Raw genomic sequence first — 23,902 nt, 5'->3', positions numbered from 1 at the left:
TTTTTGAAACTTTTTTAAACTTTTTTCATCAAGTATTTCCAACTGCAACATACCCATAGTCCGTACGGGATTCGAACCCGTGTTACCGCCGTGAAAAGGCGGTGTCTTAACCCCTTGACCAACGGACCAGAGTTGTTATTTTCAACTCTTACTATTATACCGACTTTTCAAACTTTGTCAACACCTTTTTTAAACTTTTTTTATTTTTTTGCATGAATTCCTAATGGGTACGGATGTCAAACTCCTTAAACACAATACGTAAGTCCTTTAGGACTCTTTGACGCCCTCGGAATCGTTCATTTCTTAAAATGCGTTCTAGCTCTTCTTGTTGCTCTTTAGTTTGTTTGTTTCTATAATCTCTTAGTGTTTCATGAAAGAGATAATAGTCATCTAGCCACAGACCTCCCTCACTTATACGATGACTGATCTCGCCTACTTCTTCATAAGGTTCTTTATTATATCTTCGTTTGTGGCTTTCTTGCTTACGGATATAGTCTAAAATTCGATTTCGAAACTTGGTTTTGAAATATTGCCTTAAACGAGGGATATCTTCTACCAATTCTTCTTCTCTACTAATCAATTCATGTAAGCAAATCATTCCCTCTTGGTTCCAGTCCGATAGCTCCCATAAATGAAGGTAATATTCATTTCTACACTTGTATACAATTCCTTGGACTTCTTCATACATTTTTTTAAGCATAATCTTCCCCTTTCTAGATACAGTCTAACAGATTCAGAAACACTTTTGGCACATTTCCTCCATTCTGCACCCTTTAGATCCTCAACTGCACAAAAAAGAGAGGACAAGCCTCTCTTTGGGTTATTTTTCGTCATTCATTTTTGACTTTACTTCATCATAGGATAGTGCATGAGATTCCTCTTCTACTGCTTCAGGCATCTTTCCTGTTTCGTAAAGAGCTTTAATTTGTGTACTATCTAATGTTTCGTATTTCAATAATGCTTCTGCAATCAACTTGTGAGTTTCACGATTTGACTGAATAATTTCAGCAGCTTTATTTCGTGCTTCATTCAATAATGAACGAACTTCTTCGTCAATTTCATAAGCTGTTTGTTCTGAAATTAATTTTTGAGGACTCTGTGCCCCAAACATAGCATGGTTTCCTTCATATTGTACTGGGCCAAGTTTTTCACTCATACCGTACTCTGTAACCATTGCACGCGCCATTTGTGTCGCTTGTTCAAAGTCGTTTGAAGCTCCTGTAGTTTGGACATTAAAGATAATTTCTTCAGCTACACGTCCACCCATTAAGCCAGCCAATTGCTCTTTCATATCTTCTTTAGATAGAAGCATTTGGTCTTCCTTAGGAAGTGCAATCATATAACCACCTGCACGACCACGTGGTACAATTGTAACCTTATGGACAACTCGGGCATTCGATAAGACTAGACCAACAATGGTATGTCCTGCCTCATGATAGGCAACTAATTCACGTTCTTTTTGTGAAACAGTCTTATCTTTCTTAGAAGGTCCAGCAATAACCCTATCTTCTGCTTCATCAATATCTGAGGCATCAATTATCGATTTATTGCGACGAGCAGCAACTAAAGCCGCTTCATTCAAGACATTCTCTAAATCAGCACCAACAAAACCTGGAGTTTGTTGAGCAACTAATTTCAAATCAACATCTTCTGCTAAAGGCTTGTTCTTAGCATGAACTTTCAAGATTGCTTCGCGCCCCTTAACATCAGGACGGCCAACCAATACTTTTCTATCAAAACGTCCTGGACGCAAAAGGGCAGGGTCAAGTACATCTGAACGGTTTGTAGCAGCGATGACGATAATTCCTTCATTTCCCTCAAAACCATCCATCTCAATCAAGAGTTGGTTCAAGGTTTGCTCACGTTCGTCATTACCTCCGCCGAGACCGACTCCACGTTGACGTCCAACAGCATCAATTTCATCGATAAAGATAATAGCTGGTGCTGCTTTTTTGGCATCTTCAAAAAGAGAACGAACACGACTAGCTCCAACTCCGACAAACATTTCTACAAAGTCAGAACCTGAGATACTAAAGAATGGAACACCTGCTTCTCCGGCGACTGCTTTAGCAAGCAAAGTTTTACCTGTTCCCGGAGGTCCCTCCAGAAGGACACCTGCTGGAATACGAGCCCCAAGTTTTGTAAATCGTTTTGGATCTTTTAAGAATTCAACAACTTCAACTAGTTCTTGTTTTTCTTCCTCAGCTCCAGCAACATCTGAAAATCTTACTTTAATATCTTCTTTATTTGCAGCTTTAGCCTTACTACGTCCAAAACTCATTGGGTTACGACCATTGCCTCCCCCCATATTTCCCATCATAGAGAATAGGAAGAAGAAAAGAATCCCAAATGGCACAATGGATACGAGTAGATTAATCCACATACCACTTGAACTTTCATGCTTAACAGTTACTTCTGCTTTATGGTCAGAAGCAAGTTTTTGCAATTCTGATACTGTGGTATCAGAGGGAAGAATAATACTTGAAAATTTCTCTACTGTTGTAGCAGATGGAGAAAAGAACTGAATGCCTGTTTCTTCTTTACTTGTTTTAGGATTTTTATAGACACCCGAAACTTCTATAACACTGCCATTTGGTTGGTAAGTCAATTCTTTTACATTGTCATCGGTAATTTCTTTTACCAATTCTGTATAATTAATTTGCTCACTTTTCCCTGCAACACTACCTGTACTAAAATACTGGTAAGCTGTAACTAGGAAAAAAATAAGTAATAACCATAGAAATGGATTTTTAATTAAACCATTATTTTGTTTTTTCATTAAAAATTGTTCTTTCTAATTTGAATACACTTCTTCTTTTAAGACTCCAACATAAGGAAGATTACGATAATTTTCTTTGTAGTCTAAACCATAACCTACTACAAACTCATTTGGGATAGTAAAGCAGGTATAGTCTGCCTCAATTTCTACAACACGTCCTTCTGGTTTATCCAACAAGGTTGCAATGTTAACAGAAGCTGCTTCTCTTGCAATAAACATATCTCGCAAATTCTTCAAAGTTTGACCTGTATCAATGATATCCTCTACAAATAGAACATGTCTTCCTTTAATATCTTGAGTTACATCTTGCTTGATATTGATGACACCACTACTTGCTGTTCCACCATGGTAGCTAGAAACCATCATGAAGTCCATTTCAATATGTGTATCAATATGTTTGACCAATTCAGCCATAAAAGGAATAGATCCTTTTAAAATCCCAACCAAGATTGGATTTTTTCCTGCATAGTCCTTAGTTAATTGAGCACCTAATTTTTTAGCAGCTTCTGTAATTTCATCGTGTGAAACGAGGATTTTTTTAATATCGTTTTCTAACATTTTTTTACCTATCTATTTTTTCTATATAAAGTACAGTGTTCATTATATCATTTTTCGTGTTTTTACTCAAATCACTAGTCGCAATTCCCAAAATTGAGACAATTTCACCAAATTGCTCAATAATCAGAGCAGATTTTCGCTTTTCCATAGGGATTTTCAAATCAATAAATAGACGTCTGAGTTTTTTTCTATGCCCATTTTGAATCAAAAAATCTCCTCTTTTTCGATGACGAATGAGTATTGATGTTTCCCGTGAAACAGGTATTCGTTGAATTGATTCACCTTCTAATGGAAGTCCAAAGGAAAATAAATAACCTTGATAAGATACCTGATTTTGATAGTGTAACACAAGTTCATCTTCCTTTTCATCAGCCTGCGGACTGATTTTACAAATCTGAAACTGTTGATACTCTTTTATCAATTCATATCCATTTTTAATCGGATAACGATACTGGCTTTTAGATTTTAAAATCTGCCAAACTTCAGCAAACTGCGCTTTTGTAAGATTCAAATCTGGAAAACGATTCAGATAAGTTTGAAGTAAAACTCTTTGTGTTGACTCAGAGTAAGACAATAGCTGCTCTAAATTTTCCACATCAATATTGTTAGATAATTCAGCTATTGCCAAATCATAATCTAAAATTTCATTGCCGATACTTAAGATTGCATCTCTAAATCGAGGATTTTCTTTTTCTAATTCTGGTAAATAAGAATTTCGAATACGATTGCGCAAATAATGATTTTCCTGATTTGATATATCTTCAAAGTGAAAAATTGGTGGAAAGTCTTTTTTCTGAAAATGCAAGAAGGGCCGAATGATTTCTATCTCTCCTACTACTTGCTTCTCCTTAATTCCTGATAGATAGCGCAAACGAGTACCTCGAATCAAACGCATCAAAATCGTTTCCACCTGGTCATCAGCATGGTGGGCAGTGACTAAAGCTGTCGCACCTGTCTTTTTCATGACCTCTTGAAAAAAATCATAACGAAAATTTCTTGCACGCGCTTCTGAAAATTCTCCTAAAAAATTGCTGATATAAATAGGAAGCTCTACTTCAGCAGCCAACTTCCTTAATTCCTTTTCTTCCCAATCTGATTCTACTCTCTGCTTATGATTCACATGAGCTAGAATCAATTCAATTTCTAACTCTTTTTGATAAGTAGATAATACCTTAAATAGAAACATAGAATCTAATCCACCAGAAAGAGCTAGCACCACCTTAGTATGCTTTTTGAAATATCCCTTCTTGAGAAAATGATTTAAAAAATCTTGTTCCCTCATTTTAGAACCTCATAAACATCCTTGGCTATCTGAGAAATCGTATCATAATCAGAATTCTTAGTGAAAATAGAAAGAATAAATGGAGAATCTGCGTAGACAACACCCGTATCATGCTTAAATTCGTCCGCATCCCCAATTTTATGAGCTACCTTCACAGAAACACCTTTGGCAATTCGCTGATTATCAAAATCTGTTTTAGTCAAAGACTCTAGCACAAATCCATTTTGATTATAAATGGCTTCCATAACCTTCCCAGCCATCTTGGAAGAAATCAATTTTTCTTTTGGATCCCAATCATCTCCCGTAATGGCAGACATCTTGGATTTGAATGTGGCATCAGATTGGTTTGAAATGTAATAACCCAATATATTATGAGCTACATTATCAGATTCTTTAGATACTTTTGTGATTAAGTCCTTGAGAGAATACTCTTTATTATCCTCTTTTTTAGGAAGACTACCACTTCCCTCTGGTTTATAAGAACCTGGAAAATCATTGACTGCAGATACGTATTTTACAGTCGTATCTAACTGATAAAGACCCTCATTTATTTTTTCTTGCGCATAATAGAGATAAGGGAGTTTCAAAACACTAGCTGCATACATCTTTTCATCTTGATTGATACCAGCTTCTTTTCCAGTAGTCAGTTGCTTAACATAAATAGAGAATGAATCCTTCTGATATTTTTCAGATAACATTTCTTGGACTTTACTCATCCGATTATCTTCTTCAGAAGTTGATTCTTTAGCTACCCATCCAACCTGATCAATATGTAGAAATTCTCTTCCTTCTACAAACATGGTCTTGTCGATTGATACTTGCGAATAAGCTGATAAGGATGATTTCACTTCTTTTAAATCATAAGGGCTATTATACAGTTTAAAGTCAGATTCTAACCATACTTTTTTTATTATTGGAGTTACCTCCGATTGATCATATAAAAATCGTTTGTCCGCAGCTATAAATTGATGATTTGATAGCTTAAATACCGGAATCCCTTGTTTATTTAAGTGCCACTCAGTTATTTGAAAACTTGTTTTGGGAGTCAATTTTCCAGATTCCACTACTAAATCTTCATTCGCATAAATAGGAACATCTCCATAAACCATGGGAGAACTTAATTTTTCTCTAAAATAAATACCAAAGTCAGATTGTGAAAGGTAATAAATTTCTTTCGAAGTATAGACTACTTCTTTTTCTGTGCTAACGACTTTTGAAATGGTCAAAAAACTTGGTAGCAACAAAATAATTAAGAATTTACGCATTCTTCCTTTCCTTTTCTTCTTGTAAACGCAATAATTGATTTTTATCAGCCAATTCTTCCAGCTTTTCATCTGACAAACTCAAAAATTGCTCAATTATGTCTAATAAATTTTCCATTTTATCACCTTTGAAGCAAGTCAGGAATCGTATAAACTATTTCCCTCGACTTAGAATAATAGTACTTCGCTCGTGTATATTTGGCAGCATAATCCTCATCTTTCAACTTGGTAGCAAATGCTGTCTCCTTATCCTTTTCATCACTCAAAGTTTGATACTGAGTTTGCAAGTCTGCTAATTGCTGACGTCTTTGGAGTAATTGCTGATAGCTCTGCGCTAAATTAAAAGTTGGCAAGATAAATAATAGCATAATCAAAATCAATACCCACCCCATAAAACGATTCCGTTTTTGCCGTTCTTTCATCAGGTAGCGACGGCGTTGGTGTTCATTTTGAATAAAAGAATTATTCAATTGTACGATATTTTTAGACATTTTCTTCTACCCGTGTTTCACTGATAATTTCATACATGCCTGCTGCATCTTCTTTTTTTGTACTATCTTTCATCTCTAGTACTTTTACAAGTAGCAACTTATTGCCAAAGCGAATTTCAACTTGGTCATTAACTTTCAAATCCGTTGAACTTTTGGCCAAGATTCCATTCACCTTGATTCTGCCTTTATCTGCTACTTCTTTTGCGACTGTACGACGCTTGATAATTCGCGATACTTTTAAATATTTGTCTAATCTCATCCTTATTACCTCGACTTATTATTGTACCATTTTTATCTATTTTATAGAAGAAAAATATCAAATGGCATTTTCTTCCTTCGACTCTTTTATCTCTAATAAACTTTCTCCAAAAATCAGCAGACCTTCTAAAATTTCATAATCTTTCTTATTTTGAACATCAAATACAAGCTCCATTAATCCCTTATTCTCAGCGATGCCTGCTTTTAAGTTCGTTGCGGATAAAGCTTTAAAATAATCTTGAGCTAAAAACAGTCGTTGAGTGACTTTTTCAAATTGAACTGTAATCTTATTTTCTTTTCTTTCCACACGTTGAACAAAGACCTTGTCCAAATATGACTTGACTAAACCAATCTCTAAAAGATAGGCTACTACATCTGGGTATTCTCCAAAACGGTCTATCAACTCCTCTTGTAACTCTTCATAATTGACACGGTTGTCAATTTGACGAATTTTCTTGTAAATTTCAATCTTATGTCGTTGGTCTGAAATATAAGTATCAGGAAGATAGGCATCGATTTGCAAAATCAATTCAGCATTCCCTTTAGTTCTTGTGTTAGCGTTAGCATTACCGTTTCGTTTAGCAATAGCTTCCTCTAATAACTGCGAATACAATTCAAAACCAACAGAATCAATGAAACCAGACTGGGATTTTCCTAGGAGATTCCCTGCTCCACGAATCGAAAGATCTCGCATAGCAATCTTAAATCCGGATCCCAATTCTGTAAATCCTTTAATCGCTTCTAATCTCTTCTCAGAGACTTCACTAATTGATTTTTCTGGACGATACATTAGATAGGCATAAGCAATACGATTACTACGACCGACTCTTCCTCTTAACTGATACAAGGTTGACAAGCCCATATGGTCCGCATTTTCAATAAATAAAGTATTGGCATTTGGAATGTCCACTCCTGTCTCAATAATGGTAGTTGTCACCAAGATATCGTATTGTCCCTCAATGAAGTCTAATAGAGTATTTTCCAACTGAATCTCACTCATTTGCCCATGAACATAACCAATCGAAGCCTCTGGAATCAACTCCTGTAATTCAGAAATCTTCTGGTCAATCGTGTCAACTTTATTGTAAAGATAGTAAACTTGACCTCCACGCTCCATTTCACGTAAGACAGCATCACGAATGACACTATCATTCTTTTCTAAAACATAGGTTTGCACTGGATAACGATTAGTCGGCGGAGTTTCAATAACAGACAAATCTCTGATTCCCAGCATAGACATGTGAAGGGTACGAGGAATTGGCGTTGCTGTCAAGGTCAGGACATCTACTTGTTTTTTCAGTTCTTTCAAGGCTTCCTTATGCTTGACACCAAATCGCTGTTCCTCATCAATAATCATCAAGCCCAAATCAGCAAACACAACATCTTTTGACAAAACACGATGCGTTCCAATCAAAATATCAACTTGACCATTCTTTAATTTTTCAAGTGTCTCTGCCTGCTCTTTTTTACTTCTAAAGCGACTCAACACATCAATATTAACAGCAAAATTTTGGAATCGTTCCTTAAAATTAGTATAGTGCTGTTGCGCTAAAACCGTCGTTGGAACTAGAACGACCACCTGTTTATGATCATTGACTGCCTTAAAGGCTGCACGCATTGCAACTTCGGTCTTTCCAAAACCAACATCCCCAACCAATAGCCTATCCATTGGCTGAGAATTTTGCATATCTCTCTTGATTTCCTCGATACTACGAAGTTGATCATCTGTTTCAACATAAGGGAAGGCATCATCAAAAGCATCTTGCCCTTCATCATCGGCTGAGAAAGCAAAGCCTTTCAACTGACTACGCTCAGAATAGAGTTTGATTAAATCGTCTGCTATATCCTCTACCTGGTTCTTAACTTTTTGCTTTGCTTTTTTGAAATGACCATCATTTAATTTATTGAGTTTAGGTTCTTTACCGTCACTTGAAACGTATTTGGAAAGTAGATGAATCTGTTCCACTGGGATAGAGATTTGATCCCCGTTTTGGTATTGAACACTAACATAATCACGGTGAATCCCTTTGATTTCAATTGTTTCAATCCCTAGATATTGACCAATTCCATGAATGTGGTGAACAACGTAATCTCCTTTTTCAAGTTCATTGTAATCTTTTAATCTCTCTGCGTTTGAAACATGTTGTCTTCGAAAACGACGTTTCAATTTCTTTTGAAAAATCTCATGTTCAGTTATCAATAAAATCTTTTCATCTACAAAATGAAAACCATGTCTGAGATTGCCCTCGATTAAGTTTACAGATTCTTTACAGATACTTGACTTATCTCTGGAATCCAATTTAATCTGGTATTCCTCTAACATATCCTCCAATGCCTTACTTCCCATTGAATTGCTAGATTGCAAGATAATAGTATAATTCATTTTTTTGTATCGTTCAATTTCTTCTTTTAGAAAAGAAAACTGATTGAAAAATTCCTGCATAGGATATTGATTGAATTGATAAATTTTGTCAAACTTGAGATTTCCTAACCCCTTTTGTAGATTAGAGAAAAAGGTAACCGGACTCTGTTTTTTATAGATTTGTTCTGTATCTGCAAAATACTGCATCTCAGAAAATGCTTTACCATTCTGTAATTCTTCTGTAAAGTATTGCGCTAGCTCCCTTTCAAAGACTTCATACTGATTCATCAATTTTTGATAATCATCAAAGAATATTGGAGTATCTTTTTCAATATAATCAAAGACAGTCCATGTCTTATCATAGCACAAAGATAAAAACTTCCGAGAATCAGAATGAATTTGTTTTTTGTGAAAACTTGAAAGAATTTCTTCTAAGTATGATTTTAAAATAGGTGATAAAGTCTTTGAAATTTGTTTTTCTAAAGCTGACTGACCTCTTTGATAATCATTTTCTCTCAAAAGTATGTCGCTAGCTGGAAAGATTGTGAGTTCTGTCTTATTTTCTTTCGATAATTGTGTTTCTACTTCAAATGACCTGATACCATCAATTTCATCACCAAAAAACTCAATTCGGCAAGGTTCTAACTGGGATATTTCAAAAATATCTAAAATATCTCCTCGTATACTAAACTCTCCCTGAGTTTGTACTTGTGTAACTTTTCGATAGCCTATTTCCTTTAACTGATGGATAAACGCATGTTGATCATATTCTTCACCAACTGAGATTTTTACAATACTATCTTTGAATACATTGGGAGACGGTAAAATTAATCGACTTGCTGCGATATTACATACTAAAATCCCTTTCTTAGACGGATCAGTCAAAAAACGCAAGGCTTCAACCCGTGAAATAATTTTTTCTTGTGAAGACATCAAAAACTCGACCATAGGGGAGTCATCTACCAAAAATGGATAGACAAGTTCCTCACCCAAGATAGAGATAAGATCACTAATAAGACCTTCTGCTTCTCCATAAGTTGATAGCAATAGAACAATCTTATCTTCTTTCTTCAAACTACTAGCGATTGCTAAAGCTTTTGTAGAAGTTGACAAACCTAACATTAATTGTCTTTTCTTATCTGTCAGATTTTGATGCCATTTTTGGATCTGATCATTTTCTGAGAATAAATCTAATAAGGTCGCCATTTATCCGTTATACCTCTGCATCGTTTTCTCAAAGTTTTTCTCTTGTAAATAGTAATTTACAGAATCGTCAACTTTGTCAATAGACTGTAAAATACCGATATAATCATCCTTGTCAAAGGTACTCAAAACATGGTTAACAACTGACATGCCATTTTTAGGTCTTCCGATTCCAATCTTAACACGGTTAAAGACCTGAGTTCCAATATGTTGAATAATAGACTTGATACCATTATGACCACCTGCTGAGCCTTTTGCTCTTAAACGAATCTTTCCAACTTCCATATCAAGATCATCGTAAATGATGAGTAAATCTTCAATATCTAAACCATAGTAAGTCAATAAAGCATGAACTGCTTTTCCACTTTCATTCATAAATGTCGTTGGTTTGACGAGATAAATTTTTTCTCCATTGAAGAAAAAAGATGCTAGATCAGCTTGAAATATCTTATCGTGTGTAAAAGTGACATTCTGCTTCTTCGCTAGTTGATCAATCAACATAAAACCAACATTGTGTTTTGTTTCAAAATATTTATCCCCTGGATTTCCCAAGCCTACAAGTAATTTGGTCATTTATTTTTCCTTTCAAAAGCCAAAAGGGTTGGAATTTTTTTCCAACCTAATTGACACTATTTATTAATTTTTTAGACATTAAAGCGGAATTCCATGATATCGCCGTCTTGGACGATATATTCTTTTCCTTCTTCACGCAAGCGTCCAGCTTCTTTTACGGCCTTTTCAGATCCATATTTCACTAAATCCTCATATGACATAGTTACTGCACGAATAAAACCTTTTTCAAAGTCTGAGTGGATAATACCAGCTGCTTGAGGAGCCTTCATACCACGTTTGAAAGTCCAAGCACGAACTTCTTTTTCACCAGCTGTGAAGTAAGTTCCAAGTCCAAGTAAGTGGTAAGCTGCACGAGTCAACTTGTCAACGCCTGATTCTGTCAACCCAAGAGCTTCAAGAAACTCTTGCTTGTCTTCATCGTCTAACTCAGAAATTTCTTCCTCAGCACGCGCAGAAATCACTACTACCTCTGCATTTTCTGTCGCTGCAAATTCGCGAATTTGTTTGACATAGTCGATAGAATCTGGATCTGAAACTACATCCTCATCTACATTAGCAACATAAAGAACTGGTTTAGTTGTCAAAAGGAAGAGACCTTTGACAACTTTTTGTTCTTCATCTGTAAATTCAATAGTTCGAGCTGATTTTCCATCTTCAAGAACTGGTTTAATCTTTTGAAGAACATTGAATTCTGCTACTGATTCTTTATCTTTTTGCGTACGTGCCATCTTTTCTACACGCGCATAGCGCTTATTAACTGATTCTAAGTCAGCAAGAATCAACTCCAAGTTAATGGTATCAATATCTGCAAGTGGATCCACAAAGGCATCTTCACGTCCTTGCTCGCGCATCACATTTTCATCATCAAAAGCACGAACTACATGAACAATCGCATCTACTTCACGGATATTAGCCAAGAATTTATTCCCTAGCCCTTCTCCTTTTGAAGCTCCTTTTACAATCCCTGCAATATCTGTAAATTCAAATGTTGTTGGAACTGTCTTTTTAGGAGTGATCATTTCAGTCAATTTTTGTAGACGTTCATCTGGAACTTCCACCATTCCAACGTTTGGATCAATAGTCGCAAATGGGTAGTTCGCTGCCTCTGCTCCTGCTTTTGTAATTGCATTAAATAGTGTTGATTTACCAACGTTTGGCAAACCAACGATACCTGCTGTTAAAGCCATATTTTCTCATTCTCCGTTTTCATTTCAATCCCTAATATTATAACACAAAAAGGGAAAACTTGCTAACCCTCTAACTAAGGCTTCCTAGTCAATAATTTTATTCATTTTTCGATCAAAATCATAGCGTCCCATCATGACAACATGGTCACAATTGCTACATTTGATTTTGATATCTGCTCCTACACGCGTAATTTCCCAACGATTAGCCTTTTTACCTGTTGACTTGATGGTGCAAGCGTGTGGTTTTTTCATTTCAACAAAATTTCCAACTTGATACATACTACTCTCCTTTTCTTTTTCGATTATATCATAAAAGAGGCGAGCTAAGCTCAACCTCTTTAACTTAATTTGTACGGACTGGGGTGATAAGCTGCATAAAGTCCTCATCAGTGTCTGCTGGCACAAGAGTAAATGGACGAACAGCTGAGATAAAGCTAATGGTCACCTTTTCGCTATTTAAAGCTTTAAGAGAATCAATCAAATAAGTTGGATTGAAACTAATAGTCAAATCATCACCAGTAACCTGCTCCGTATCGATTTCTTCATTTACTTTACCAACTTCTGGAGAGTGAACATGGGCGCTAACAACCCCATCTTTAATTTCAAGCTTCACAGTACCATTTTGAGTCGCACTTGATAAAAGGCGAGCACGCTCCATTGACTGACGTAAGTTTACAACATCAAAAGTAATAGTAGTGTTAAAATCTGTTGGAATCAAACGATCTGTATCAGGATAGTTTCCTTCGAGGAGACGAGTATAGAAGCTAATATTTTCACTTCTAAAGAGGATTTGATTGTTAGCAAAGAAAATCTCTACAGTTTCAATATCATCTGTAAATACCGCTGAAAATTCGCGTAAAGAACGGCTAGGAATTACAACATCAAAATCATCACTATTTTTCTCAAGCGTTAATTTTTTCTGGCTTAGACGATGAGAGTCTGTTGCCACTGTTTTGAGCTCCTTGTGGTTACTCAATACAAAATGAACACCTGTTAAAATCGGACGACTCTCTTGTGTGCTTGCAGCAAAGGCTGTTTCATTGATAATTTTCTTGAGTAATTTTGTTTCAAGAATTAAAGGAGTACTTGCTGAAATTTCTTGAATTCGTGGATATTGTTCGCTATCTTTTCCTTTTAGGGTAATTTCTGATTTGCCACTGGTTAAAACAATTTGATTTTGTTCAATTTCTTTAAAATCAAGAGTCACATCAGGTAGACTAGATACCACATTGATGAAGAAAGAAGCTTCAAGAAGGATTGAACCTAGAGAAGTAATTAACAAACCAGCATCTTCATTTTTTTGAGAAATAAAATTTTCAATTGAAATTTGACCATTTGATCCAATTAAAGTAACACCTTCATTGGTCACGTCAATTTTGACAGTTGATAAAATAGGAATGGCATTTTTAGAACTAATAGCTCTCTTAGTAATATTTAATGCTTGTAGAAATAAATTTTTATTAATTGAAAAATGAATCATGGATTCTCCTTTATTTATTTTTAGTATTAGAAGGATAATAGTAATAATAGAGTCTGTGAAATCTGTGGAAAACAGACTTTAAACAAGTCATATCAAGTTTTTGGGCTTGTTTAAAAAATGTGGATAAAAAAGATAATAAAGTAAAAGTTATCCACAAGTTATTTGATTTTCTTTTTGATTGATTCAATTTCTAAACGTAAATTATCGTCTTCATCAATCAAAGATTTAATTTTTGCATGGGCATGAATGACTGTTGTATGATCTTTTCCTCCAAATTCCTTCCCAATTTTTGGAAGACTATTATCTGTCAGTTCTCTAGATAAATACATGGCTACTTGACGGGCTAACACAATATTTTGAAGGCGTCTGCTTCCCTTCATTTCTTTGACGCTGACACCATAAAAGTTACCAACTTCATTTTGAATTTTGTCAATTGGGATGACGAGCATTTGGCTAACATCTTGTTTGCGAGCTCTAATAGCTTCTGCAGCAATATCAATAGTGATATCCTTGATTTTTTTTACTCTGGCAATTAAAGTGATGTCGTTGATAGCTCCCTCAAGATCTCGAACATTTGAGTCAAATTGCCCAGCTAGGTATTCTAGAGTATCACTTTGAAAATTGTAGCCTAAATGTTCCGTTTTACTTTGTAAAATGGCAATACGTGTTTCAAAGTCAGGGGGGGTGATAGTTTGGGTCAACCCCCAACTAAAGCGCGTTACAAGCCTTTCCTCGAGTCCTTCTAAATGCTTTGGACTTCTATCACTGGTTAGGACAATCTGTTTTTGCTTGTCATGAAGGGCATTAAAAGTATTGAAAAATTCTTCTTGAGTTGCGACTTTTTTTCCGCTGAGTGACTGGATATCATCGATTAACAAAAGATCAAGACTACGATAGGTCTTTTTAAACTTTTCCATTTCCCCAAGTCTTAGGTGATCAAGAAAGTCATTAATAAAGCTTTCAGCAGGTATGTATTTGACACGCGCATTTGGAATATTTTTCAAAATTTCATTCCCAATGGCATTAAGTAAGTGAGTCTTACCAAGTCCCGGTCCTCCATAGATAAAAAGAGGGTTATAGGTCAGAGCCAAATCTTCAGAGACAGCCAAAGCGGCTGATACTGCCCAAACATTTCCATCCCCTTGAATAAAGTTATCAAAGGTATACTTTTCTTTTAACCCAGTATCCGAATAAGGAATAGATGCTAACTTTGGACTATAATCATAAAGAGTTGAATTTGTAGCTTCTTCAACTTGTGAGATAGCCGTATCTTGAGGTTTAGTGAAAATATAGTGGGGAGTTATCTCAGCATCATAAATTTCAAATCCGGCAACTACAATAATATCTTTTAGTTGTTTTTCCCAGACCATTTCCATTTCAGATCGTGGTAAAAATATAGTGGCAACATTTTCCTCTACCTTGATGAGTTCAGCTTGAATAGCATAGAAATCATACATGGATCGAGTCAGTCTTTCTTGAGCAAATTCTAATATACGATTCCAAAATTGTTTTTCTTTCAATCCTTTCTCCTCCTTTACTATTTAAAAGTTTAATACTAGAGATATTTTACCATAGATAGTAAGAATTTTCCACAAGCTGTGAAAAATAATCCACAATGTTACCAAGTTTTATCCACAGATTGGGGATAAAGTCAGAAACTATTGTTTTATTAAGCTTTTTATCGAAAAACATAGTGGATAACCTTGTGAGATAAAAAAATAAAAGAACAGCCTTATTTCAGGCTGTTGATAATTCTACTATATTCTTCTTGATTTGAGAAAGCAATAATGATTTTTCCACTATCTTTTTTAGACAGTTTGATTTCTACATCTAATCCGAGTAGTTTTTTTAACTGTTCTTCTTCATTTTGTATGAAATGATCATTTTTTTGCTGTTTCTTTTGTTTTTTCTCTGTCAGCAGAGCTTCTAACTTCCTTACAGAAATATCTTCTTCTATAATCCGTTGTAAGAAATAGTCTTGTTGTTCCTTAGTCAACCCAACTAGAGAACGCGCATGAGCTTGTGATAGTTTGCCATTTTCTACTTCTGAGAGAATCTGTTCTGGCAAGGAAAGCAAACGAATGGAGTTGCTGATATAAGGACGAGACTTGCCCATTTTATCTGCAATTTCAGCATGGGTGAATCCTTTCTCTACGAGAGATTCATAAGCGCGTGCTTCTTCTATTGGATTTAAATTTTCCCTCTGTAAATTTTCAATGATGGATTGGACCATCATCTCTTGATCTGAAAGCTGTTTAACAACAGCTGGGATAGACGTTAGACCAGCTAAAAGTGAAGCCCGATAGCGTCTTTCTCCTGCAAGGATTTCATAACCAATCACAGGAGATTGACGAACAATAATCGGTTGAATGACCCCATTTTCTTTGATAGACTGTGCTAGTTCATCTAGTTTTTCTCTATCAAATTCTTTTCGGGGTTGATAGGGATTTTTTTGTATATCTGTGATAGAAATCATTTCAAATTTTTCCATGATTCTACACTAACACATCTTTTCTCTTATGTAAAGCTTTCTTTACATAGATGTCAATTAAGATTCTAAATCACCTGAACTCTTGTCAAGCTTGATGGATGTAGTTTCTTCTTTACCGTTACGATAGTAAGTGATCTTAATGGTGTCTCCGATAGAATGATTGTAAAGAGCACTTTGTAAGTCTGTTGATGAAGCAATCTCTTTGTCATCTACTTTTGTAATAACATCGTATTTTTCAAGGTGACCATTGGCAGGCATATTACTTTGTACAGAACGAACAACTACGCCAGATGTAACATTACTTGGAATATTGAGTCTTCTGATGTCACTTGTACTTATATTAGATAAATTAACCATCTGGATTCCCAAAGCTGGGCGTGTCACTTTTCCGTTCTTTTCTAACTGTTCAATAATATTGATAGCATCATTTGCAGGGATTGCGAAACCAAGGCCTTCTACAGATGTTCCTCCATTTGTGGCAATTTTACTTGAGGTAATTCCGATAACCTGTCCTTGAATATTGATCAGTGGACCGCCAGAGTTACCTGGGTTAATAGCAGTATCAGTTTGGATGGCTTTTGTAGAAATGGCTTGTCCATCTTCAGATTTTAAGGATACATTTCTATTGAGACTAGATACGATACCTTGAGTGACAGTATTTGCATATTCAGAACCTAACGGGCTACCAATGGCAATAGCAGTTTCTCCTACGGTTAACTTGCTAGAATCACCAAACTCAGCTACTGTTGTAACTTTTTCTGAAGAGATTTTGACGACAGCAATATCAGAGAAAGTGTCAGCTCCGACAATTTCTCCAGGTACTTTAGTTCCATCTGACAAACGAATATCTACTTTGCTGGCACCATTTATAACGTGATTATTGGTGACGATGTAAGCTTCTTTATCATTCTTTTTATAAATAACCCCAGATCCTTCACTAGAGATTTGCTGAGAATCTGTATCAGTCTCATCATTACCAAATACGCTATTTTGTCTATTTGCTGAATAAGTAATAACAGAAACAACAGCATCTTTTACTTTATTAACAGCCTGTGTTGTTGAATTTTCGTTTTTATAGGCAGTCTGTGTAATAGTACTATTGTTGTTAGAGTTTCTTACACTACTTTCTTGAGTTAGTTGAGCTATTGAAAAACTACCCAAGGCTCCACTAAAAAAGCTAATGACGATAACGACTAATAATTGAAACCCTTTTTTGTAAAATGTTTTTAAATGTTTCATATTTGCCTCCATATTTTTGAATTACTGAAAGTATAAACTGACTAGCTTAATTATAACTTAAACATAAAAGTTTTACACAAACTGTGGATAACTCTTTTAAAACTGTGATTTTCTCAATTGAAATCTATTTTTTATTTTGTGAATAAGATGTGAAAAAATAGAGAATATGTTAGAATAGAGTCATGAAAATTAAAGTTGTAACAGTTGGGAAACTGAAAGAAAAGTATTTAAAAGATGGTATTGCAGAGTATTCAAAACGAATTTCTCGATTTGCTAAGCTTGAAATGATTGAGCTAGCAGATGAAAAAACACCAGATAAGGCCAGTGAGTCAGAAAATCAAAAGATTTTAGAAATAGAAGGTCAGAGGATTTTATCAAAAGTTGGTGACCGTGATTTTGTTATTGTGTTAGCCATTGAGGGGAAAACACTTTCTTCAGAAGAATTTAGTAAGCAGTTAGAAGAAGCTTCTATAAAAGGATTTTCTACTCTTACCTTTATTATTGGAGGGAGTCTGGGATTAGCACAGGATGTAAAAAAGAGAGCCAATCTCTCTGTTAGTTTTGGTCGTTTAACCTTGCCCCATCAGCTAATGAGACTAGTCCTTGTTGAACAAATCTATCGGGCTTTTACAATTCAGCAGGGATCACCCTATCATAAATAGAAAATTGACTTTTAATTGATTTTTTGGTAGAATAATTGTGTTAGGTCTCATAGCTCAGCTGGATAGAGCATTCGCCTTCTAAGCGAACGGTCGCAGGTTCGAATCCTGCTGGGATCAATATAGTAGCAAAGCTGGGAATTTTCCCGGCTTTTTTCTTAAAAAAGTACACTTGGGGAGAAAAAAATGACAGTTGAGAGAATTTTATCTAAAATGAAATTCCATTTTGTATAATGGTTTTTGTAAGTTAGCTTACAAGAAAAAAACATTTTAGGAGATTTTATTATGAAAAACACAGTTAAATTGGAACAGTTTGTAGCCTTGAAGGAAAAAGACTTGCAGGAGATTCGAGGTGGGGAAAGTAGGGTTTCAAGAATCATCCTTGATTTTCTTTTCCAACGAAAAAAGTAATGAAATAAGGAGAAAGAGTAATGGATTTACTTGGATTTGGGACAGTTATTGTTCATTTTTTAATTATTAGTCACAGTTACCGTTTAATTTGTAAAGGTCAAATAAATAGAAAAGAACTATATGTTTTTGGTATCTATACATTACTAGTAGAAGCAGTACTTGAACTTTCCTTTTATCTTCCATATTTAGATAAAATAGGGATTGAAAGATTTTTATTTCCTTTGGGCTTATATTCCTATTTTCGATGGATGAAACAGTATGAGAGGAATAGAGGACTATTCCTAAGTTTACTACTATCTCTTTTATATGAGAGCACTCATAACTTTCTGTCCGTAACTTTCTCCTCTATAACAGGAGACAATTTTGTTTCACAATATCATTTCCCATTCTTTTTCGTTGTAACGGTGTTGACTTATGTTGTTATATTAAAAATCATTCATTATTTCCACTTAGAACTAACCTATTTTGACAAGGACTACCTTTATCCTTTCTTGAAAAAAGTATTTTTTGCTTTACTATTGTTACATCTTTTATCTTTCGTTTCAGATATAGTAAGTACGATTAAACATTTGAATAGTTTTGGAAGTATCTTGTCATCTATTGTCTTTATTTCTCTCCTTTTGACCTTCTTTGCAATGAATTCGCATAAAGAACAAATGGAGAAAGAGATTGCGTTGAAGCAGAAGAAATTTGAACAGAAACATTTACAGAATTATACAGATGAAATTGTCGGTCTGTATAATGAAATTCGTGGTTTTCGACATGACTATGCTGGGATGCTTGTCAGTATGCAGATGGCAATTGACAGTGGTGATTTACAGGAAATTGACAGAGTTTACAATGAAGTTTTGGTCAAAGCAAATCATAAATTGCGTTCAGATAAGTACACTTACTTTGATTTGAACAACATAGAAGATTCAGCTTTACGAAGTTTGGTTGCTCAGTCTATTGTCTATGCTCGAAATAATGGTGTAGAGTTTACACTGGAAGTAAAAGATACGATTACCAAGCTCCCAATTGAACTATTGGATTTGGTTCGTATCATGAGCGTTTTATTGAACAATGCTGTCGAAGGATCGGCTGATAGCTATAAAAAGCAGATGGAAGTAGCAGTTATTAAGATGGAAACTGAAACAGTTATTGTGATTCAGAATTCATGTAAAATGACGATGACTCCTTCAGGAGATCTATTTGCTTTAGGATTCTCCACTAAGGGAAGAAATCGCGGGGTAGGATTAAATAATGTGAAAGAACTACTAGATAAGTACAACAATATTATTTTAGAAACAGAGATGGAAGGCAGTACATTTAGACAAATCATTAGATTTAAGAGGGAATTTGAATGAAAGTTTTAATTTTAGAGGATGTTATTGAACATCAAGTGAGACTAGAGAGAATATTGGATGAAATTTCGAAAGAATCGAATATTCCAATATCATACAAGACAACGGGAAAAGTCCGTGAATTTGAAGAATACATTGAAAATGATGAAGTAAATCAGCTTTATTTCCTAGATATCGATATTCATGGAATTGAGAAAAAGGGATTTGAAGTGGCTCAGCTCATTCGTCATTACAATCCTTACGCTATTATCGTCTTTATTACCAGTCGATCAGAGTTTGCGACTCTAACCTATAAATACCAGGTATCAGCCTTAGATTTTGTTGATAAGGATATCAATGATGAGATGTTCAAGAAGAGAATTGAGCAAAATATTTTTTACACGAAGAGTATGTTACTTGAAAATGAAGATGTTGTAGATTATTTTGACTACAATTACAAGGGAAATGATTTAAAAATTCCTTACCATGATATTTTGTATATTGAAACGACAGGAGTCTCTCATAAATTGCGCATTATTGGTAAGAATTTTGCCAAAGAGTTTTACGGTACCATGACAGATATTCAGGAAAAGGACAAACATACTCAGCGATTTTATTCTCCTCATAAATCATTTTTGGTAAATATAGGCAATATTAGAGAAATTGATCGAAAAAACTTAGAAATTGTTTTCTATGAAGACCATCGTTGTCCTATTTCAAGATTAAAAATTAGAAAATTAAAAGATATTTTAGAGAAAAAATCTAAAAAGTGATTGACAATTAGTAAGAAATTGATATAATGGTTATATCTGCTACAGATAGAAGGTCCGTTGGTCAAGGGGTTAAGACACCGCCTTTTCACGGCGGTAACACGGGTTCGAATCCCGTACGGACTATTTTATCCGCCATAGCTCAGTTGGTAGTAGCGCATGACTGTTAATCATGATGTCGTAGGTTCGAGTCCTACTGGCGGAGTATAGATAAAAGGGAACACAACTGTGTTCCTCTTTTTGTATCAATTTGTATCACCAAGCATCTTCATAAGGAAATCTGTTATTTCTTGAGGACTTTCTTTTTTTCCATGTGCAATCCAAGTTTGACAGACACCAAAAAGTGCATGAGTTAGATAGATGCTACTGTATTCTAATTCAGTTGTATTGAGATTCAGTTGCATAAATCGCTTTTGTAAATCTGTACTGAGCATGATATGAAGTTTATTTCGTAAGAAATTTTGGATTTCTTTAGTTCCATTTTCAGAAAGAAGGGCAGCCAGAAGTGGTTCTGACTCTAGATATTCAAATACTTCTAAAATAGCATCTCTTTTGTGATGAGCATGTTTTTGAAAAATATATTCAAATGTATGAAATAGCTTGCTTTGATAGTGCTCAATCATATCATACTTATCCTTATAGTGCGTATAGAAGCTGGAACGACTAATTCCGGCTTTTTCTGCTAATTTGACAGTAGAAATTTGATCAAATGGCTGTTCCATCAGTAATTGTACCATAGCATTTTCAATAGTTCGCTTTGTTTTTAAGCGTTTGTTACTTTCTTGCATATTTCCTCCTTGTAAACAAATTAGACTATATGTCTAAAAATGGATTTTTTATCTTGTAATTTAGATTTTTTAATGTATAATCTATTATATCAAAATTTTAGACAATATGTTTAAAAAAGGAGAAACTATGTTTAAAGAATGGAAAGCAATTTTTAAAAAACCAACCTTTATTATTGTCATGATAGGGATTTCTCTTATTCCAGCTCTGTACAATATCATATTTTTGTCATCAATGTGGGATCCATATGGGCAATTGTCTGACTTACCTGTAGCAGTTGTCAATAATGATAAAGAGGCTTCCTATAATGGTAGTAATATAGCAATAGGAAAAGACATGGTGTCCAATTTAAAAGAAAATAAAACCTTGGATTTTCATTTCGTGGATGAAGATGAAGGAAAGAAGGGATTGGAAGATGGCGATTACTATATGGTAGTGACTTTACCCAGTGATTTATCTGAAAAAGCAGCTTCTATTTTAACGGATCATCCAGAACAAATGCAAATCGATTATCAGACTTCAAGTGGTCATAGTTTTATTGCCAGCAAGATGAGTGATTCTGCAATGACACAATTAAAGCAGAATGTCTCTACCAATGTAACCGAGACCTATACCAAAGCTTTATTTAACAAAATGATCGATTTAAAGGATGGCATGAGTCAAGCAGCTTCAGGTAGTGAAAAATTAACTGATGGAGCGAATCAGTTAGTTACAGGAAGTCAAACATTAACTACTAACCTACACTCTTTAGCAGCTTCAAGTTTAACCTTTTCAAATGGAACGGAGCAGTTTACTAAAGGATTATCTGCTTATGTTTCTGGTGTCGAACAACTTCATCTTGGCTTAGGGGATTTTAATAGTGGTTTAGTTACATATACTGGTGCAGTGAGTCAATTAGATAGCGGATTAGGTCAATTATCTTCTAAAAGTCCTGAATTAGTAAGAGGAATCAATCAGTTATATACTGGTGTAGAATCCTATACTGGCGGTGTTTCTCAGCTTAATGCTGGTCTTAATCAATTTTCATCTGGTGTTAGTGCCTATACAAACGGAGTGGGAAATCTTGCAACAGGTGCTAGTCAGTTATCTAATCAATCAGCTACACTTCGAATGGGTATGGAGCAATTAAGTGAAGGGATTCAACAACTTTCTAGCAAGTTAGATGCTTCGTCTGGGAAAAAAGATCAAATTAATCAATTGTCTTCTGGTCTAAATCAGTTAAATCAAGCTATTCAAAATATTGATGTTGGAGATACAAAACAATTAGATTCTGTTTTATCAAGTATAGTATCTCTTTCTAATCAAATGTTAGCAAGTGCTCAGTCTGATAAAGCGACTACATTAGCTAATATTCAATCGACAGCAGCTTATCAATCTTTGACAAGTGAGCAACAAGCTGAGATAAGTGCTTCTGTATCTCAAAATTCGACTGATAGTATTCAATCAGCACAGTCAATTGTAGCTTTAGTTCAAGGTTTACAAGGAAGTTTAGAAAACTTACAAAATCAATCTTCTAATCTTTCGACTTTAAAAAATCAAGCTAATCAAGTATTACCGCTTGCTTCTACTTCTTTGACAGGATTGTCAAGTGGATTAACAGAGATACAAGGAGCTGTTGCTAGCAAATTAGTTCCTGCCAGTCAGTCGATTACATCGGGTGTAAATGCATATACTGCAGGTGTTGATAAAGTTTCTCAAGGCGCAAGTCAACTAAGTAAAAAAAATGCCACCTTGACAGGTAGTTTGGGTCAACTAGTTTCAGGCTCAAACACCTTGACACAAAAATCTTCTAGCTTGACAGCAGGAGTTGGTCAATTAGTTGAAAAAACTCCAGAATTAGTGTCTAGTATTGAAAAATTATCAACTGGCTCTAACCAATTGAATCAAAAGAGTCAAGAATTGATAGCAGGAGTTGATAAATTGCAGTCAGGCTCTAGCCAACTATCTGACAAATCCAGTCAGTTAATTTCAGGTGCTTCTCAATTAGAAAGTGGAGCTAATAAATTGGCAGATGGAGCTGGGAAACTAGCAGAAGGTGGAACAAAGTTAACTTCTGGATTGGAAGGTTTACAGACAGGAGTTGCTTCTTTAGGACAAGGACTAAGTAATGCTAGTGATCAACTCAAATCAGCATCAACAGAATCTAAAAATGCAGAGATTTTGTCAAATCCTCTCAGTCTCTCCAAAACTGACAATGATCAAGTTCCTGTAAATGGAATTGCAATAGCTCCTTATATGATATCAGTTGCTCTCTTTGTTGCAGCAATATCAACGAATATGATCTTTACGAAGTTGCCTTCAGGATGTCATCCGGAGAGCCGTTGGGCTTGGTTGAAATCTCGAGCTGAAATAAATAGTATTATAGCTGTTTTGGCAGGAATTTTGGTATATGGAGGAGTTCATCTTATTGGTCTAACTGCAAATCATGAGATGAGAACATTTATTCTCATTATCCTAACAAGTTTAGTATTCATGTCCATGGTGACCGCTTTAACAACATGGAATAGTCGTATAGGAGCTTTCTTTTCTCTTATCTTGCTTTTATTACAGTTAGCATCAAGTGCAGGTACTTATCCACTTGCCTTGACAAATGATTTCTTTAGAGCTATTAATCCCTGGTTACCAATGAGTTATTCAGTTTCGGGATTACGACAAACAATCTCTATGACAGGAAATATTCATCATCAAGTTATTTTCCTTGCCGTTATATTAGTACTATTTATTTGTTTAGGTATGCTAGCCTATCAACCTAAGAAAATGGAAGAAGATTAAAAAAATCGACCAACTGG

The 23,902-nt window shown here is 35.0% G+C and carries 22 protein-coding genes and 4 tRNA genes; 8 read left to right on the top strand and 18 right to left on the bottom strand.

Annotated elements, in window-relative coordinates; all coding sequences use genetic code 11:
* Nucleotides 1-56: 56 nt before the first annotated feature.
* The 17 genes from HT698_RS02350 to HT698_RS02275 form a co-directional block, all read right to left on the bottom strand.
* Nucleotides 57-128, bottom strand: a tRNA-Glu gene (locus HT698_RS02350).
* A 92-nt stretch (nucleotides 129-220) separates the two neighbouring features.
* Nucleotides 221-700 (bottom strand): sigma-70 family RNA polymerase sigma factor, encoded by a 480-nt coding sequence (locus HT698_RS02345; RefSeq protein ID WP_173218729.1) that lies wholly within the window; start codon nucleotides 698-700, stop codon nucleotides 221-223.
* A gap of 120 nt (nucleotides 701-820) precedes the next feature.
* Nucleotides 821-2,779, bottom strand: a complete 1,959-nt coding sequence (gene ftsH, locus HT698_RS02340; RefSeq protein WP_173218731.1) for an ATP-dependent zinc metalloprotease FtsH — start codon at nucleotides 2,777-2,779, stop codon at nucleotides 821-823.
* Nucleotides 2,780-2,794: 15 nt separating this feature from the next.
* On the bottom strand, nucleotides 2,795-3,337 hold the full coding sequence (gene hpt / locus HT698_RS02335; protein ID WP_000892176.1) for a hypoxanthine phosphoribosyltransferase: 543 nt from the start codon (nucleotides 3,335-3,337) through the stop codon (nucleotides 2,795-2,797).
* 4 nt (nucleotides 3,338-3,341) lie between these two features.
* Entirely contained in the window at nucleotides 3,342-4,619 is a 1,278-nt protein-coding gene (gene tilS, locus HT698_RS02330) for a tRNA lysidine(34) synthetase TilS (RefSeq protein WP_173218733.1), read from the bottom strand.
* Nucleotides 4,616-5,884 carry a serine hydrolase gene (locus HT698_RS02325; protein ID WP_173218735.1) on the bottom strand — a complete coding sequence of 423 codons (1,269 nt, stop codon included), beginning with the start codon at nucleotides 5,882-5,884 and terminating at the stop codon, nucleotides 4,616-4,618. The genes tilS and HT698_RS02325 overlap by 4 nt, the downstream gene beginning before the upstream one ends.
* A complete protein-coding gene (locus HT698_RS10470; protein WP_000429331.1) occupies nucleotides 5,877-5,999 on the bottom strand; it encodes an SP_0009 family protein in 123 nt (40 codons plus the stop codon). The genes HT698_RS02325 and HT698_RS10470 overlap by 8 nt, the downstream gene beginning before the upstream one ends.
* A 4-nt stretch (nucleotides 6,000-6,003) precedes the next feature.
* Nucleotides 6,004-6,372, bottom strand: a complete 369-nt coding sequence (locus HT698_RS02320; protein ID WP_000041903.1) for a septum formation initiator family protein — start codon at nucleotides 6,370-6,372, stop codon at nucleotides 6,004-6,006.
* Nucleotides 6,365-6,631, bottom strand: coding sequence for an RNA-binding S4 domain-containing protein (locus tag HT698_RS02315; protein ID WP_001234978.1), 267 nt, complete (start codon nucleotides 6,629-6,631; stop codon nucleotides 6,365-6,367). The genes HT698_RS02320 and HT698_RS02315 overlap by 8 nt, the downstream gene beginning before the upstream one ends.
* A 57-nt stretch (nucleotides 6,632-6,688) precedes the next feature.
* Nucleotides 6,689-10,198 (bottom strand): transcription-repair coupling factor, encoded by a 3,510-nt coding sequence (gene mfd, locus HT698_RS02310; protein ID WP_173218737.1) that lies wholly within the window; start codon nucleotides 10,196-10,198, stop codon nucleotides 6,689-6,691.
* The gene (pth, locus tag HT698_RS02305) at nucleotides 10,199-10,768 is read right to left on the bottom strand and encodes an aminoacyl-tRNA hydrolase (RefSeq protein WP_173218739.1); all 570 of its coding nucleotides are present in this window, start codon (nucleotides 10,766-10,768) and stop codon (nucleotides 10,199-10,201) included.
* A gap of 71 nt (nucleotides 10,769-10,839) precedes the next feature.
* Nucleotides 10,840-11,955 (bottom strand): redox-regulated ATPase YchF, encoded by a 1,116-nt coding sequence (gene ychF / locus HT698_RS02300; RefSeq protein ID WP_001218700.1) that lies wholly within the window; start codon nucleotides 11,953-11,955, stop codon nucleotides 10,840-10,842.
* 84 nt (nucleotides 11,956-12,039) lie between these two features.
* The gene (locus HT698_RS02295) at nucleotides 12,040-12,234 is read right to left on the bottom strand and encodes a DUF951 family protein (RefSeq protein ID WP_000285186.1); all 195 of its coding nucleotides are present in this window, start codon (nucleotides 12,232-12,234) and stop codon (nucleotides 12,040-12,042) included.
* A gap of 64 nt (nucleotides 12,235-12,298) precedes the next feature.
* A complete protein-coding gene (gene dnaN / locus HT698_RS02290; protein ID WP_173218741.1) occupies nucleotides 12,299-13,435 on the bottom strand; it encodes a DNA polymerase III subunit beta in 1,137 nt (378 codons plus the stop codon).
* Between the two features lie 158 nt (nucleotides 13,436-13,593).
* Entirely contained in the window at nucleotides 13,594-14,955 is a 1,362-nt protein-coding gene (gene dnaA, locus HT698_RS02285; RefSeq protein WP_023944973.1) for a chromosomal replication initiator protein DnaA, read from the bottom strand.
* A gap of 212 nt (nucleotides 14,956-15,167) precedes the next feature.
* Nucleotides 15,168-15,926 carry a ParB/RepB/Spo0J family partition protein gene (locus HT698_RS02280; RefSeq protein ID WP_173218743.1) on the bottom strand — a complete coding sequence of 253 codons (759 nt, stop codon included), beginning with the start codon at nucleotides 15,924-15,926 and terminating at the stop codon, nucleotides 15,168-15,170.
* 57 nt (nucleotides 15,927-15,983) lie between these two features.
* A complete protein-coding gene (locus HT698_RS02275; RefSeq protein ID WP_173218745.1) occupies nucleotides 15,984-17,165 on the bottom strand; it encodes a S1C family serine protease in 1,182 nt (393 codons plus the stop codon).
* Between the two features lie 182 nt (nucleotides 17,166-17,347).
* Between HT698_RS02275 and rlmH the strand changes: the two genes are divergently transcribed.
* The 7 genes from rlmH to HT698_RS02240 all read left to right on the top strand — a co-directional run bounded on the left by rlmH (nucleotide 17,348) and on the right by HT698_RS02240 (nucleotide 20,532).
* Nucleotides 17,348-17,827: a 23S rRNA (pseudouridine(1915)-N(3))-methyltransferase RlmH gene (gene rlmH / locus HT698_RS02270; protein ID WP_000695935.1), complete on the top strand. Its 480-nt coding sequence runs from the start codon at nucleotides 17,348-17,350 to the stop codon at nucleotides 17,825-17,827.
* A gap of 43 nt (nucleotides 17,828-17,870) precedes the next feature.
* Nucleotides 17,871-17,944, top strand: a tRNA-Arg gene (locus tag HT698_RS02265).
* Between the two features lie 165 nt (nucleotides 17,945-18,109).
* The gene (comC, locus tag HT698_RS02260) at nucleotides 18,110-18,235 is read left to right on the top strand and encodes a competence-stimulating peptide ComC (RefSeq protein ID WP_173218747.1); all 126 of its coding nucleotides are present in this window, start codon (nucleotides 18,110-18,112) and stop codon (nucleotides 18,233-18,235) included.
* Nucleotides 18,236-18,255: 20 nt separating this feature from the next.
* A complete protein-coding gene (gene comD, locus HT698_RS02255) occupies nucleotides 18,256-19,581 on the top strand; it encodes a competence system sensor histidine kinase ComD (protein WP_173218749.1) in 1,326 nt (441 codons plus the stop codon).
* On the top strand, nucleotides 19,578-20,330 hold the full coding sequence (gene comE / locus HT698_RS02250; RefSeq protein ID WP_000866064.1) for a competence system response regulator transcription factor ComE: 753 nt from the start codon (nucleotides 19,578-19,580) through the stop codon (nucleotides 20,328-20,330). Before comD ends, comE begins: the two co-directional genes overlap by 4 nt.
* 51 nt (nucleotides 20,331-20,381) lie before the next feature.
* Nucleotides 20,382-20,453: transfer RNA gene (locus tag HT698_RS02245), tRNA-Glu, on the top strand.
* Nucleotides 20,454-20,458: 5 nt separating this feature from the next.
* Nucleotides 20,459-20,532: transfer RNA gene (locus tag HT698_RS02240), tRNA-Asn, on the top strand.
* 40 nt (nucleotides 20,533-20,572) lie between these two features.
* Here HT698_RS02240 and HT698_RS02235 read toward each other — a convergent pair.
* Nucleotides 20,573-21,115, bottom strand: a complete 543-nt coding sequence (locus HT698_RS02235; RefSeq protein WP_001158275.1) for a TetR-like C-terminal domain-containing protein — start codon at nucleotides 21,113-21,115, stop codon at nucleotides 20,573-20,575.
* Between the two features lie 127 nt (nucleotides 21,116-21,242).
* Here HT698_RS02235 and HT698_RS02230 point away from each other — a divergent pair, with 127 nt between their 5' ends.
* Entirely contained in the window at nucleotides 21,243-23,885 is a 2,643-nt protein-coding gene (locus tag HT698_RS02230) for a YhgE/Pip domain-containing protein (RefSeq protein ID WP_173218751.1), read from the top strand.
* Nucleotides 23,886-23,902: the final 17 nt, after the last annotated feature.

It is taken from the genome of Streptococcus sp. 3109 (genome assembly GCF_013276905.1).
GTDB lineage: Bacteria > Bacillota > Bacilli > Lactobacillales > Streptococcaceae > Streptococcus.
Note: the sequence above shows the minus strand (reverse complement) of the source record. Positions and strands in the feature narration are given on the sequence as shown.

Excerpts from the sequence above, each read along its gene's own strand:
- HT698_RS02345 (WP_173218729.1), bottom strand. The coding sequence starts at position 700 with ATGCTTAAAAAAATGTATGAAGAAGTCCAAGGAATTGTATACAAGTGT.
- ftsH (WP_173218731.1), bottom strand. The coding sequence starts at position 2,779 with ATGAAAAAACAAAATAATGGTTTAATTAAAAATCCATTTCTATGGTTA.
- hpt (WP_000892176.1), bottom strand. The coding sequence starts at position 3,337 with ATGTTAGAAAACGATATTAAAAAAATCCTCGTTTCACACGATGAAATT.
- tilS (WP_173218733.1), bottom strand. The coding sequence starts at position 4,619 with ATGAGGGAACAAGATTTTTTAAATCATTTTCTCAAGAAGGGATATTTC.
- HT698_RS02325 (WP_173218735.1), bottom strand. The coding sequence starts at position 5,884 with ATGCGTAAATTCTTAATTATTTTGTTGCTACCAAGTTTTTTGACCATT.
- HT698_RS10470 (WP_000429331.1), bottom strand. The coding sequence starts at position 5,999 with ATGGAAAATTTATTAGACATAATTGAGCAATTTTTGAGTTTGTCAGAT.
- HT698_RS02320 (WP_000041903.1), bottom strand. The coding sequence starts at position 6,372 with ATGTCTAAAAATATCGTACAATTGAATAATTCTTTTATTCAAAATGAA.
- HT698_RS02315 (WP_001234978.1), bottom strand. The coding sequence starts at position 6,631 with ATGAGATTAGACAAATATTTAAAAGTATCGCGAATTATCAAGCGTCGT.
- mfd (WP_173218737.1), bottom strand. The coding sequence starts at position 10,198 with ATGGCGACCTTATTAGATTTATTCTCAGAAAATGATCAGATCCAAAAA.
- pth (WP_173218739.1), bottom strand. The coding sequence starts at position 10,768 with ATGACCAAATTACTTGTAGGCTTGGGAAATCCAGGGGATAAATATTTT.
- ychF (WP_001218700.1), bottom strand. The coding sequence starts at position 11,955 with ATGGCTTTAACAGCAGGTATCGTTGGTTTGCCAAACGTTGGTAAATCA.
- HT698_RS02295 (WP_000285186.1), bottom strand. The coding sequence starts at position 12,234 with ATGTATCAAGTTGGAAATTTTGTTGAAATGAAAAAACCACACGCTTGC.
- dnaN (WP_173218741.1), bottom strand. The coding sequence starts at position 13,435 with ATGATTCATTTTTCAATTAATAAAAATTTATTTCTACAAGCATTAAAT.
- HT698_RS02280 (WP_173218743.1), bottom strand. The coding sequence starts at position 15,926 with ATGGAAAAATTTGAAATGATTTCTATCACAGATATACAAAAAAATCCC.
- HT698_RS02275 (WP_173218745.1), bottom strand. The coding sequence starts at position 17,165 with ATGAAACATTTAAAAACATTTTACAAAAAAGGGTTTCAATTATTAGTC.
- rlmH (WP_000695935.1), top strand. The coding sequence starts at position 17,348 with ATGAAAATTAAAGTTGTAACAGTTGGGAAACTGAAAGAAAAGTATTTA.
- comC (WP_173218747.1), top strand. The coding sequence starts at position 18,110 with ATGAAAAACACAGTTAAATTGGAACAGTTTGTAGCCTTGAAGGAAAAA.
- comD (WP_173218749.1), top strand. The coding sequence starts at position 18,256 with ATGGATTTACTTGGATTTGGGACAGTTATTGTTCATTTTTTAATTATT.
- comE (WP_000866064.1), top strand. The coding sequence starts at position 19,578 with ATGAAAGTTTTAATTTTAGAGGATGTTATTGAACATCAAGTGAGACTA.
- HT698_RS02235 (WP_001158275.1), bottom strand. The coding sequence starts at position 21,115 with ATGCAAGAAAGTAACAAACGCTTAAAAACAAAGCGAACTATTGAAAAT.
- HT698_RS02230 (WP_173218751.1), top strand. The coding sequence starts at position 21,243 with ATGTTTAAAGAATGGAAAGCAATTTTTAAAAAACCAACCTTTATTATT.